12 protein-coding genes are annotated in these 11,338 nt (G+C 70.2%); 4 read left to right on the plus strand and 8 right to left on the minus strand.

What is annotated here, in order from left to right; genetic code table 11:
• Nucleotides 1-200 precede the first annotated feature (200 nt).
• Nucleotides 201-1,559: a replicative DNA helicase gene (gene dnaB / locus RF647_RS10990; protein ID WP_133409938.1), complete on the minus strand. Its 1,359-nt coding sequence runs from the start codon at nucleotides 1,557-1,559 to the stop codon at nucleotides 201-203.
• 557 nt (nucleotides 1,560-2,116) lie between these two features.
• On the opposite strand from dnaB, the gene RF647_RS10995 reads away from it, so the two are divergent.
• The 3 genes from RF647_RS10995 (at nucleotide 2,117) to RF647_RS11005 (ending at nucleotide 6,021) form a co-directional block, all read left to right on the plus strand.
• Nucleotides 2,117-3,373, plus strand: a complete 1,257-nt coding sequence (locus tag RF647_RS10995) for a hypothetical protein (RefSeq protein ID WP_368811727.1) — start codon at nucleotides 2,117-2,119, stop codon at nucleotides 3,371-3,373.
• Between the two features lie 67 nt (nucleotides 3,374-3,440).
• Complete coding sequence (locus RF647_RS11000; RefSeq protein WP_368811728.1) at nucleotides 3,441-4,871, plus strand: amidase family protein; 1,431 nt, start codon at nucleotides 3,441-3,443, stop codon at nucleotides 4,869-4,871.
• A 166-nt stretch (nucleotides 4,872-5,037) separates the two neighbouring features.
• Nucleotides 5,038-6,021 (plus strand): ABC transporter substrate-binding protein, encoded by a 984-nt coding sequence (locus tag RF647_RS11005; protein WP_368811729.1) that lies wholly within the window; start codon nucleotides 5,038-5,040, stop codon nucleotides 6,019-6,021.
• On the opposite strand, the gene RF647_RS11010 is transcribed toward RF647_RS11005, so the two are convergent.
• Both RF647_RS11010 and RF647_RS11015 read right to left on the minus strand, forming a co-directional pair.
• Nucleotides 6,018-7,121 carry a patatin-like phospholipase family protein gene (locus RF647_RS11010; RefSeq protein ID WP_368811730.1) on the minus strand — a complete coding sequence of 368 codons (1,104 nt, stop codon included), beginning with the start codon at nucleotides 7,119-7,121 and terminating at the stop codon, nucleotides 6,018-6,020. The two genes, RF647_RS11005 and RF647_RS11010, sit on opposite strands and share 4 nt — an antisense overlap.
• Before the next feature lie 469 nt (nucleotides 7,122-7,590).
• Complete coding sequence (locus RF647_RS11015; protein WP_368811731.1) at nucleotides 7,591-7,899, minus strand: hypothetical protein; 309 nt, start codon at nucleotides 7,897-7,899, stop codon at nucleotides 7,591-7,593.
• Nucleotides 7,900-7,996: 97 nt separating this feature from the next.
• Here RF647_RS11015 and RF647_RS11020 point away from each other — a divergent pair, with 97 nt between their 5' ends.
• A complete protein-coding gene (locus tag RF647_RS11020) occupies nucleotides 7,997-8,614 on the plus strand; it encodes a trans-aconitate 2-methyltransferase (protein WP_368811732.1) in 618 nt (205 codons plus the stop codon).
• Nucleotides 8,615-8,719: 105 nt separating this feature from the next.
• Here RF647_RS11020 and rplI read toward each other — a convergent pair whose 3' ends face one another.
• The 5 genes from rplI to RF647_RS11045 all read right to left on the minus strand — a co-directional run bounded on the left by rplI (nucleotide 8,720) and on the right by RF647_RS11045 (nucleotide 11,180).
• Complete coding sequence (gene rplI / locus RF647_RS11025) at nucleotides 8,720-9,169, minus strand: 50S ribosomal protein L9 (protein WP_095650056.1); 450 nt, start codon at nucleotides 9,167-9,169, stop codon at nucleotides 8,720-8,722.
• Between the two features lie 19 nt (nucleotides 9,170-9,188).
• Nucleotides 9,189-9,425, minus strand: a complete 237-nt coding sequence (rpsR, locus tag RF647_RS11030; RefSeq protein ID WP_017835048.1) for a 30S ribosomal protein S18 — start codon at nucleotides 9,423-9,425, stop codon at nucleotides 9,189-9,191.
• A 78-nt stretch (nucleotides 9,426-9,503) separates the two neighbouring features.
• A complete protein-coding gene (locus RF647_RS11035) occupies nucleotides 9,504-10,154 on the minus strand; it encodes a single-stranded DNA-binding protein (RefSeq protein ID WP_017835049.1) in 651 nt (216 codons plus the stop codon).
• Between the two features lie 111 nt (nucleotides 10,155-10,265).
• On the minus strand, nucleotides 10,266-10,571 hold the full coding sequence (rpsF, locus tag RF647_RS11040; RefSeq protein WP_035924389.1) for a 30S ribosomal protein S6: 306 nt from the start codon (nucleotides 10,569-10,571) through the stop codon (nucleotides 10,266-10,268).
• Between the two features lie 186 nt (nucleotides 10,572-10,757).
• Nucleotides 10,758-11,180, minus strand: coding sequence for a TM2 domain-containing protein (locus RF647_RS11045; protein ID WP_368811733.1), 423 nt, complete (start codon nucleotides 11,178-11,180; stop codon nucleotides 10,758-10,760).
• Nucleotides 11,181-11,338: the final 158 nt, after the last annotated feature.

An 11,338-nucleotide genomic window follows, 5' to 3' on the forward strand; every position in this document is an offset into this window, starting at 1 on the left:
CGACGACCCGCTTCGGAAGGGGTGCCCCGCGCAGGGCGCCCAGCGAGATCCGGACCTCGTCGGCGAGGCGTTCGTGCCGGAGGATCTGCGCTTTATGCAGAGCGCGCGGCAGCGGGTCCGGCGGTTCGTTGACCGTCAAGGACCGGACCATCCCGGGGCGCTGAGCCGCCGGGAAGCTCTCTTCCCAGCCTGCGTGCGGGTCAGAGTCCCTCGTGCGCCATGTTCGCGAACCGGGAGTAGTGGCCCTGGAACGCCACCACGATCGTCTTGGTGGGACCGTTGCGGTGCTTCGCCACGATCACATCGGCCTCACCGGCACGCGGCGACTCCTTGTCGTAGACGTCGTCGCGGTGCAGCAGGATCACCATGTCCGCGTCCTGCTCGATGGATCCACTTTCACGGAGGTCGGACACCATCGGCTTCTTGTCCTGGCGCTGCTCGGAGCCACGGTTCAGCTGCGACAGCGCGATGACCGGGACCTCGAGCTCCTTGGCCAGCAGCTTCAGGGCACGGGAGAACTCCGAGACCTCCTGCTGGCGGGACTCGACCTTCTTGCCGGAGCTCATGAGCTGGAGATAGTCGAGCACCACGAGCTTGAGGTCGTGCTTCTGCTTGAGCCGGCGGCACTTCGCCCGGATCTCCATGAGGGACATGTTCGGGGAGTCGTCGATGAACAGCGGAGCGGAGTCCATCTTGCCCATCGTGGTGGCGATCTTGGCCCACTGCTCATCCTGCAACCGGCCCTTGCGCAGGTCCTGCATGTTCAGCGTGGCCTCGGCGGAGAGCAGGCGCATGGCGATCTCGTTGCGGCTCATCTCGAGGGAGAAGATCACTGTGGTCTGGTTGTGCTTGATCGCCGCGGACCGCGCGACGTCGAGGGCCAGGGTGGATTTGCCCATGGCCGGCCTGGCCGCGATGACGATCATCTGGCCGCCCTGGAAGCCCTGGGTCAGCTCGTCGAGCTCGATGAAGCCGGTGGGCACGCCGCGCATGCCCTCGCCGCGGGAGCCGGCGGCCTCGATCTCGTCGACCGTGGACTCGATGACCTCCTTGAGCACCGTGTAGTCCTCGGAGGAGCGGCGCTCGGCCACCTGGTAGATCTCGGCCTGGGCGGCGTTGACGATGTCGTCGACCTCGCCGTCGGAGCTGTAGCCGAGCTGCACGATCTTGGTGCCGGCCTCCACGAGCCGGCGCAGCACGCCGCGCTCGCGCACGATCTCGGCGTAGAAGCCCGCGTTGGCCGCGGTGGGCACGGAGGAGATGAGGGTGTGCAGGTACGCGGGACCGCCGACGCGCTCGATCTCGCCGCGCTTGGTCAGCTCGTCCGCCACGGTGATGGCGTCCGCGGGCTCGCCGCGCCCGTACAGGGAGATCACGGCCTCGTAGATGGACTCGTGTGCGGGCTTGTAGAAGTCGACGCCGCGCAGGACCTCCACCACGTCCGCGATCGCGTCCTTGGACAGCATCATCCCGCCGAGCACGGACTGCTCCGCGACGTTGTCCTGCGGCGGGGTCCGGCCGTACTCCCGGTCGCTCCCGGACGAGCGCTCCGACACCATCGACACCTGGTCCACCTCTCCCCGCGCACCCCACGGACAGCGGGGCGCGCACACGACGACGCCGCCCCGATCTTCCGGGCAGCCCCTCCATTCTCGCACCGACCGCGGACACCGCTTGCCGCCCGGACCCCGGAGCGGCTGTCATCTTCGGCACCCCACAAGCACAGACATCGGCGCTCCGCAGCCGATATTTGGCGTGTCTGCCGCACATGAGATTACCTATTGCAAATACGTCTCGGGGGGCGAGTACTGGCATGAGCATCATGTATCGGACAATCTGGGAGAGCGACTGCGGAGACCCACAGGTCTTCCTCGAACTGAGCCGCGAATGCTTCAGTCGCTGGGCTGTGAACGATCCCGCGGGAGAAAGTCTCGTGGATGGACAGCACCAGGTGGGCAATCGTCGGATCACACTGAGATCCATTGCGGACGATGCTGTGTCCGGGGTCGAAGGATGCACGGTCGACGAGGTGGAAGGGGCGGGCTCAACACGCTGGTGCACGACCGTGCGAGTCGCAGCAGGAGGCGGAACCGCACACGTCTGGGTGGAGAACTCCATGGAGACGAACGACCCGACCCAGAGGATCAAGGTGGGACGTCCCCGTGTTGTTGCCGATCTCCTGTCTCTCAGCGAAAATCCTCGGCTCGAGCGTGACGCATTGTGCGGGACGCCCCGGGTGATCGACGCGGACGACGTCAACGACTTCGTGTCCATGCTGTCGCACGAAGAACGCAGGCTGCCGGTCATCGTCTTCACGGAACCGTTCCAGACCTCCAGTGGCCGCTGGAGGCAGCTCGCTCGTCAGACGGCTCGACGGTCCATGGGCGTGGCGACCGTCGCGGTCCTGGACCAGGCGGCAGTCTCCTGCTTCCGAGCCGAGTTCGATGATCTGGCCGTGTGGGGCGGAGGCATCCGCACCTATGCACCCCGGCTCGTGAACAGCCCGGCGGACGCTCGGCGGCATCGGTTCATCCCTGCGGCGGAAATGCGGGAGAACAACAACTGGGTCGTGGATCGGCTCGTCGACACGGTGGCGCAGTTGTCGACGCGTCGCCGTGTGCCCGGGGTCTTCTCCGTCTTCCTCTCCGACCAGCAGGCGATCAGCGAGAACGAGCTGGCGGAACTTCGCTATCAGTGGGAGTTCGACCTGGAGCTCGAGAAGGACGATCACTCCACCACGCAGTTCGAACTGGGCCGGGTGTCCGGGCATTTGGACCGCATTGTGCAGAAGTTGCGGGAGTCGAACCTCGAGCACCTGATCTGGGACGCCCAGACTGCGCCGGAGGACGGGCTTCCCGACCAGGTCCAGGGCGTCACTGAAGCGGTCCTCGCGGCGAAAGAGCACTTGGGCGACTGGTTGACCATCGCGGACTCCGCGTCTCGTGAGCTGCACGGCATCGACACGGCGCCCGAGGCGGTTTCATGGGGAAACAACGCCTATCGAGGTCTCCGTGCGCTGGCTGAGTACTCCCGGTCCTGCAAGGAAGAAGGATTCGCCGGTGGATTCTGGGTCTGGTGCCAACGAGGTGGAGCGATGTCGGTCAGCTGGCCCGCCACGGACAAAAAGCTGGCCATGAGCGAGTCCGAGTCGGTCATGAACCGTGACAAGTACCGAAAGAGCCGCATCTTCGATGTGCACCATGACGTCGCCCGGTCCGGGAGGCTCCTGATGCAGGCACATCTCAAGATCAGCGAAGGAGGCGGAGACCTGGCCCCGCGCATCTACTTCCACGACGACACCGCCGGGGCCACTGGGAAGGTTCACGTGGGCTTCGTGGGTCCCCACTATCTCGTTCCCAATACCAAGTCGTGAGTGCGAGAGCGAGGCACGGGCCCGGACACCGCTTGCCGCCCGGGCCCGTCCGTGGACACCATGGATCATGACGCTCACCACAGACCTCAGCGGCCCCTGTTCGTGGGACATCAGGACCACCCGGGCGGAGCTGGCCGCGGGCCGGATCAGCCACGTGGAGCACCTCGACGCCCTGCTGGAGCGCCTGCCCACGGCGCGGCGGCTGGGCGCGGTGATCAGCGCGGACCCGGAGCTGGCCCGGGCCTTCGCCCACGCGCTGGACCGCCGGGAGACGCGGGGCCCGCTGACGGGGATCCCGCTGGCGGTCAAGGACATCGTGGACGTCGCGGGGTTCCCCACCACCGGCGGGACCCAGTCGCTGGAGCACGACGTGGTGGCGCGGGACGCCCCCGCGGTGGCCCGCCTGCGCGAGGCCGGGGCCCTGTTCGCCCTGAAGACCAACCTGCACGAGCTGTCCTTCGGCATCACTTCCAACAACGGCTCGTACGGGTCGGTGCGCCACCCCGCCGACCCGGCGCTGAGCCCCGGCGGCAGCAGCGGGGGCTCGGCGGTGGCCGTGGCGGTGGGCCTGGTCCCGGCCGCGGTCGCCGCGGACACCGGGGGCTCGGCCCGCATCCCCGCCGCCCTGTGCGGGATCGTGGGCTTCCGGCCCACGCTGGGCCGCTACCCGTCGTCGGGCGTCCTCCCGATCGCCCACTCGCGGGACACGATCGGCCCCATGGCCCGGACCGTGGACGACATCGTGCTGCTGGACGCCCTGCTCGCGGGCGAGCACCCGTTGGGCGCGCCCGGCGCGCGGCACCTGGAGTTCGACGACGAGGGCCCCGGCCCGCTCCACGGCGTCCGGCTCGGCGTGCCCGAGCTGTTCCTCGAGGACCTGGAGCCGGGCGTGGACACGGTCTTCGGCGCGGGCCTGCGAGCGCTGGAGGCGGCCGGCGCGGAGCTCGTGCCGGTCGACCTCCGCCCCGCCCGGGAGCTGGCCGCCGCGGCCGGCATGACGATCGCCCTCCACGAGTTCTTGCCCGATCTCCAGGCCTATCTGGAGGCGCGCGGCACGGGGCGCTCCCTCGACGAGGTGCGGGACGGGATCGGCAGCCCGGACGTGCGGCGGATCTGGGAGCTGGCGCAGGTGTTTCGCGCCGCCGACGACGACTACCGCGCGGCCCAGGAGGAGCGCCGGCTCGCCCTGCGGCTGTACACCGGGGCGATGCAGGCCCAGGGGGTGACGGCCCTGGTGCAGCCGACGTGTCCGCTGACGGCCCGGCCGATCGGCGACGACGAGACCGTCGAGCTCAACGGCCGGCGCGTGCCCACCTTCGACACCTTCACCCGCCACTCCGACCTTGCCGGCATCATCGGCACCCCCGGGATTAGCCTCCCCGCCGGGCGCACCGCGGAGGGCCTGCCGGTGGGCCTGGAGCTCGCGGCGGGGCCGGGGGCGGACGCCGTGCTGCTGGACCTCGCCCGCACCGTGGAGGCGCTGCTGCGCGACCAGTGAGCCGCCGTGGTGCTTTTCGGGGGACAGCGCAACGATTCAGAGCTACAACCGTTGACGAAGCCAACGGTCGCCCTCTACGGTGAGGTCACCGATGTGCGTGATGCATCTCACAGCGGATTCGCCGGTGCCGGGCGCCGGCAGGACCGACCCGAGGAAGAGGACCCCCATGAAGCACCCGTTCGCCAGAGCAGCCGCCGTCGGAACCGTCCTGACGTTCGCCCTGACCGCCTGCGGCGGCGGGGGGACCACCGGGACCACCGGGGGCGGCGGGGGCGGCGAGGAGCTGCAGCCGCTCACCATCGGCGTCATCCCCATCGCACCCTCCGCGCCCGTGCAGCTCGCCCTCGACGAGGGCATCTTCGAGAAGCACGGCCTGGACGTCACGATCGAGACCGCTCAGGGCGGCGCCGCCATGCTCCCGGCAGTCTCGGGCGGCTCCATGGACATCGGCGTGGGCAACCCGCTCTCGGTCGTCCTCGCCAAGGACCAGGGCCTCGACATGAAGATCCTCAGCGGCTACAGCAGCTCCATGGCCGAGGGCGAGGACATCACCGGCGTGGCCGCCAACCAGGACGCCGGCATCGCGTCCTGGGCCGACCTGGCCGGCAAGCGGGTCGCGGTGAACACGATCAACGGCCAGGGCGACCTCACCATCAAGGAGGCCGTGAGCAAGGCCGGCGGCGATCCCGACGCCGTGAACTTCGTGGAGATGCCCTTCCAGGACATGCCGGCCCAGCTGGAGCGCGGGGAGATCGACGCCGCCTGGGTCCCGGAGCCGTTCCTGACCCAGCTGATCAACGGCGAGCAGACCGCACTGGTCGGCTACAACTACCAGGACACCGTCCCGGGCCTCGACACCATGGTCACCTTCAGCAGCACGGCATTCACCGAGGAGAACCCGGAGGTCCTCGAGAGCTACAACGCCGCGATCGACGAGGCGCTCCAGTTCGCCCAGGAGAACCCCGACCGGGTGCGCGAGACCATCGTGAGCTTCCTCAACATGCCGGAGGAGGTCGCCACCGACCTGCGGCTGGAGGAGTTCGACGCGGAGGTGGACCGCGACGAGCTCGAGACGCTCGCCGAGCTGATGCTCAAGTACGACGTGATCGACACCGAGGCGAACCTGGACGAGATCGTCCAGGCCGACTAGGACCGCGGCCGCGCCGGCGGGAACTCGTCGGCGCGGTCGATGGCCTCCTCGGTCATCCGCCGGCCGAGCTCGATGAGCTCCCCGGCGCGATGGAAGTCCAGCAGCCGCCCGGCGCTCTTCGGCACGGTGATGAGCAGGTCGGGCGGATAGCCGGCCAGCCGGTAGCGCAGCACCATGGACTGCAGCACCTCGAGGGAGAGCTGCATGACGTCGAGCGTGCGCAGCCCCGCCGGCAGGGCGCCGAAGCCGTCCTGGGCGAGCTCCTCCGCGGCCTCCGCGGCGGCGTCCACCAGCGCGTCCTGGCCGGCGTCCTGGCCGGCGTCCTGGACGAGGGCCTCGGCGGCGTCCACCGGGGCCGACCCTGCGGGGCGCAGGAACCGGGACGGGGTGCTGCGGCCGCGCGTCTCCGCGAAGCGCTCCAGGACGCTGCGCGTCAGCTCGCGGTCCAGGACGTGGGAGGCGCTGCGCCGGAACCGCTCCGCCCACTCCTCGGACGGCCGCACGGCGGACGTCTCGTGGGCCGGGACCCTGCCCTCCCCGGACTGCTGCCCCCCGGACAGGGAGACCGCCACCGTCACGTCCGCGCGGGTGGCGACGGTCGCGGCGATGGGCACGGGGTTCATGATCCCCCCGTCGGCGAGCAGCCGGCCGTTGAGCATGACGGGGGTGATGATGCTCGGCAGGGCGATCGACGCGCGGACGGCCACGTCCACCGGGCCCTCCTGGAACCAGACCTCCTTGCGGGCGAGCAGGTCCGTGGCCACCGCCGTGAAGGGGATGGGCAGGTCCTCGATGAGCCGGCCGGCGAGCAGCTCGCGCACCTTCGCCATGATCTTCTCCGCGCGGATCACCCCGGGCGCCGAGGGGGAAGGGTCCAGCAGCCGCAGCACGTCCCGCTGGCTGAGACCCCGCACCCACTGCGCGTACGCCTCCATCTGCCCGGCGGCGTGGAGGCCGCCCACGAGCGCCCCCATCGAGCTCCCCGCCACGGTCACGATGTCATAGCCGCGCTCCTCGAGCACCTCGATCACGCCGATGTGGGCGTAGCCGCGGGCGCCGCCGCTGCCCAGCGCCAGGGCCACGCGCGTGCGTGGGGACATCCGCCGCTCCTCTCCCGCAGGGAACCGGTCACTGGACCGGCCGGGTGCCCCGAGCCTAGCCCGCCGGCCGCGGAGGGCGGCTCCCGGACCGGGTGCCGGACCAGTGACCGGACCAGCTCGGGAAGGACGGAAAATCCTATCAGCAGGCGGGGTTTTCCACCCTGTGGACAACCGGTGGAAAACGCCGTGGACGGCTGTGCACAGGTTGGGGAGAACCTTGTGGAAAGTTATGCACAGGGTTCCACAAATCCCCGTCTAACCAGGAGCGATGGTGATGCACACCCTGTGCAGGGCGGAGCCGGACACCACCGGTGCCGTCCACAGCACGTGTTCTCCGACTGGTGTTCCGGCCCACGTCGGAGGCCGGTCCGTCAGGAGGACCGCACACCCCGGACCGCCCCGCGCACCACGTGTGCGCGACGGACCGGCACGCCCTGTTCGTGGAGCTGGAGGAGGTCTCCGCCCGCCCTCAGGACACCGAGGCGAGCAGCGCCAGCCACAGCAGCGGGTGGCAGAGCACCGACAGCCCCAGCAGCACCAGGAACCGGATCCGGTCGGACGCGAACCCGATGGCCCCCGCGAGGGCCACCACCGCCGTCACGGTGGCCCCCACCGCCGCCGCGACGAAGCCGATCACGAAGAACGCCATGGAGGTCTCGGGCCCTGCGGAGTTCCCGCCCAGGAACGCCACGACAAAAGCCAGTACGGTGAAGAGCAGGCACCCCACGCCGAACCAGTACAGGGCGGACGGCGAGACACGGGAGATCAGGGACGGCATGCACCCATTGTCCCCCGGGGAACCCGACGGCACCGCCGCACCGGCCCGCGGTGCCCGAGCGCCCGACCGACGAACCCGACCCCTCCAGGAGATCCCCGTGGACGACAACCAGCGCATGTGGGAGGACCGGTACGCCTCCGGGGGGTCCTCCCCCGACGGCGCCCAGCCGCACCCCGAGGTGGCCGCCCTCCTGGACCGGACGGCCCGGGAGCGCACGGGCGGCCCGCCGACCGCCCTCGACCTCGGCGCGGGCACCGGCCGCCACACCCTGGCCCTGGCGGCGGCCGGCTACGACCCCACCGCCGTGGACTTCTCCCCCAGCGCCGTGCGGACCATCACCGGGGCGCTGGCGGAGCGTGGCCTGCCGGGGCGCGCCCTGGTCGCCGACCTGCGGACCTGGACGCCCGAGCAGGAGCAGCGCTCCGGGCCCGACGCCGTGCCCCCGCAGTTCAACCTGATCGTCGCCGCGTACTTCCAGCACGACCTGGCGCTGCTGCGCCGCGCCGCCGAGTGGCTCGTCCCCGGCGGCCGGCTGCTGTGGATCACGCACGCCCCCGGCAGCGTCGAGGGCCCGCCCCCGACCGTGCCCCGGCCGACCCTCCAGGAGACCGTCGCCGTGCTCGAGGGCAAGGGACTGGACCTGCTGCGCGCCGAGCAGGTTCGCACCACCGACACCGCGCTCGACGTCGTCGTCGAGGCCCTCCGGCCCCACTGAGCGATCCCGCCGGCCGATCCCGCTGGAGACGTCGGACATGCGGAAAGGGCCCCCGCGGCGCACCGCGGGGGCCCTTTCCGTGCTTGCACGGACCGGAGGAACCGATCAGGCGGGGACGACCTCGAACTCGACGTTCGCGTTGACGTCCTCGTGCAGACGCACGGAGGCCTGGTACACACCGGTGGTCTTGATGTGCTGGTTGAGCTCGACCTTGCGCTTGTCCACGGAGCCGAGGCCGGCGGCCTCGACGGCCTTGGCCACGTCCTCGGCCTTGACGGTGCCGAAGAGGCGACCCTCGGAGCCGGCCTTGACCGGGATGGTCACGGTGGCCGAGGTCAGCTTCTGCGCCAGGACCTGGGCGTCCTCGAGCGAGGCGACCTCGCGCGCGGCGCGGGCGGCCTTGATGCTCTCGATCTGCTTCTGTCCGCCGCGCGACCACGGGGTCGCAAAGCCGCGCGGGAAGAGGTAGTTGCGGGCGTACCCGTTCTTGACCTCGACCACGTCACCGGCAGCGCCGAGACCCGTGACCTCGGTCGTCAGGATGATCTTTGCCATGAGTGTCTGTCCTCTCTGATCAGCGGCCGGCGCCGGAGTAGGGCAGCAGCGCGACCTCGCGGGCGTTCTTGATCGCCAGGGCGATCTTGCGCTGCTCCTGCACGGTCACACCGGTGACGCGGCGGGCGCGGATCTTGCCGCGATCGGAGATGAACTTGCGCAGCAGCGCAACGTCCTTGTAGTCGATCTCAGTGACTTTGGCAGCCTTGAGCGGGTTCTGCTTTGGTTTGGGCTTACGAAGTTCAGCCTTGGCCATCGTGGTGCTCCTTGTTCTTCGAGTGGAGCCCGCGGCTTGTCACCGCGGGATGGGGTGGATGGGAAAAGTGCGGAAGGTCTAGAACGGCGGTTCGTCGTCCTGGCCGCTGCCCCAGTCGTAGTTCCCGCCGGAGGACTGGCTCCAGGGGTCGCTCTGGGGTGCGGCCTGCGGAGCGGGCTGGCGTCCGCCGCCGGAGCGGCCGCCCTGGCCGAAGCCGGAACCGCCGCCCTGCTGGCCGCCGCCACCGCCGCCGAACCCGGAGTCGCCCCCGAATCCGCCGCCGGCCGGGGCGCCGGCGCCGAAGCCGCCGCCCTGCTGGCCGCCGCCCTGCTGGCCGCCGAAGCCGCCGCCCTGCCCGCCGGAGCGGGCGTTGCGGTTGACCTTCGCGGACGCGTAGCGCAGGGAAGGACCGACCTCGTCGACGTCGAGCTCGGTGACGGTGCGCCGCTCGCCTTCCTTGGTGTCGTAGGACCGCGACTTGAGCCGACCCTGGACGATGACGCGCATGCCCTTCTGCAGCGACTCCGCCACGTTCTCGGCCGCCTCGCGCCACACGGAGCAGCGGAGGAACAGGGTCTCCCCGTCCTTCCACTCGTTGGACTGGCGGTCGAAGGTGCGGGGCGTGGACGCAACGGTGAAGTTGGCCACCGCCGCACCCGACGGGGTGAAGCGCAGCTCGGGGTCAGCGGTCAGGTTGCCGATTACGGTGATGACGGTGTCACCAGCCATGTGGACCTCCCGGGTCGAGGATGTTCGCGGTCGTGCGGGACGTGCTGGGATCTCTCAAGCATCTCACCGGGGGCCCGGTCGGGGCGCCCTCGGTGATCAGTTGTGAAGTCCTTACTCGGCGGAGATCTTCTGCTCTTCCGGGCGGATGATCTTGGTGCGCATGATGGCCTCGTTGAGGTTCAGGACGCGGTCGAGCTCCTGGGTGGTCTGCGGGGTCGCGGTGAAGCGGACGACCGCGTAGATGCCCTCGGTCTTCTTCTGGATCTCGTAGGCGAGGCGACGACGGCCCCAGATGTCGACGTTGTCGACGGTCCCGTTGTCCTTGGTGACGACCTCGAGGAACTTCTTGAGAGTCGGCTCCACGGCACGATCCTCGACCTCGGGGTTGATGATCACCATCAGTTCGTACTCACGCATGTTCGAACCCACCTCCTTCGGGCTGAGCGGCTGCGGTCCTTCCGCAGCAGGAGGTTCTGTAGCGTCGTCCGCGCGCCGGCACCGCACGTCGGGCGGCGGGCACACAGACCTCACAACACTACTACACTCGCAACCCCGCCCCCAACGGGGCGGGCGCGGGCACCGCGGTGGTCAGGGAACGCGGGCTCAGTACCGGTAGGCACTGCGGGCGATCGAGGCGTTCACGAGGGCCGTGCGGAACGGCATGGTGAAGACGTCAACGAACATCAGCAGCATCCACGGGATCAGGAACAGGATCCCGACGCCGACCCCCGCGAGGGTCCAGCCCAGGCCACCGAGGAACAGGTAGATCAGGCCCCAGATCGGCTGGCGCAGATAAAACTTGTGGATGCCCAGCCAGCCCAGGAAGAGCCACAGGACGTAGGCGAGGACCACGGACTTCCCGCCCACCACGTTGGCCACGGGCGGCCCGGGGTACGGGGCGCCGCGCCCACCCCCGCCGAAGGGCTGCCCGCCGAACGGCTGCCCGTGGGGCGCCCGGGAGTAGCCGGCGCGGCCGGGGTCGTTGTTCAGCGGGACGGGGCGGTAGTACTCGGGCTCGGGAGCCACGCGGATCCTTTCGGGGCGGAGGGGTCTCGACGGGTGCCGTCCACGGTCAACGGCCTGACCAGTGCAACGGCCCGTTCGGGACGGCTATTCCGGTGCGGGCGGCCACGGGCGGGGAGTTGTACAGGGTGCCGCGGTGGCGGTGCCCCGCCCACCGGGAG

Source organism: Kocuria sp. CPCC 205263, from assembly GCF_040981075.1.
Lineage (GTDB): Bacteria > Actinomycetota > Actinomycetes > Actinomycetales > Micrococcaceae > Kocuria > Kocuria rosea.

What these genes read in the sequence shown, in the direction of transcription:
- RF647_RS11010 (WP_368811730.1), bottom strand. Translation starts at nt 7,121, where the DNA reads ATGTCCCCACGCACGCGCGTGGCCCTGGCGCTGGGCAGCGGCGGCGCC.
- RF647_RS11005 (WP_368811729.1), top strand. Translation starts at nt 5,038, where the DNA reads ATGAAGCACCCGTTCGCCAGAGCAGCCGCCGTCGGAACCGTCCTGACG.
- RF647_RS11035 (WP_017835049.1), bottom strand. Translation starts at nt 10,154, where the DNA reads ATGGCTGGTGACACCGTCATCACCGTAATCGGCAACCTGACCGCTGAC.
- RF647_RS10995 (WP_368811727.1), top strand. Translation starts at nt 2,117, where the DNA reads ATGGAGACGAACGACCCGACCCAGAGGATCAAGGTGGGACGTCCCCGT.
- RF647_RS11000 (WP_368811728.1), top strand. Translation starts at nt 3,441, where the DNA reads ATGACGCTCACCACAGACCTCAGCGGCCCCTGTTCGTGGGACATCAGG.
- rpsR (WP_017835048.1), bottom strand. Translation starts at nt 9,425, where the DNA reads ATGGCCAAGGCTGAACTTCGTAAGCCCAAACCAAAGCAGAACCCGCTC.
- dnaB (WP_133409938.1), bottom strand. Translation starts at nt 1,559, where the DNA reads ATGGTGTCGGAGCGCTCGTCCGGGAGCGACCGGGAGTACGGCCGGACC.
- RF647_RS11015 (WP_368811731.1), bottom strand. Translation starts at nt 7,899, where the DNA reads ATGCCGTCCCTGATCTCCCGTGTCTCGCCGTCCGCCCTGTACTGGTTC.
- rplI (WP_095650056.1), bottom strand. Translation starts at nt 9,169, where the DNA reads ATGGCAAAGATCATCCTGACGACCGAGGTCACGGGTCTCGGCGCTGCC.
- rpsF (WP_035924389.1), bottom strand. Translation starts at nt 10,571, where the DNA reads ATGCGTGAGTACGAACTGATGGTGATCATCAACCCCGAGGTCGAGGAT.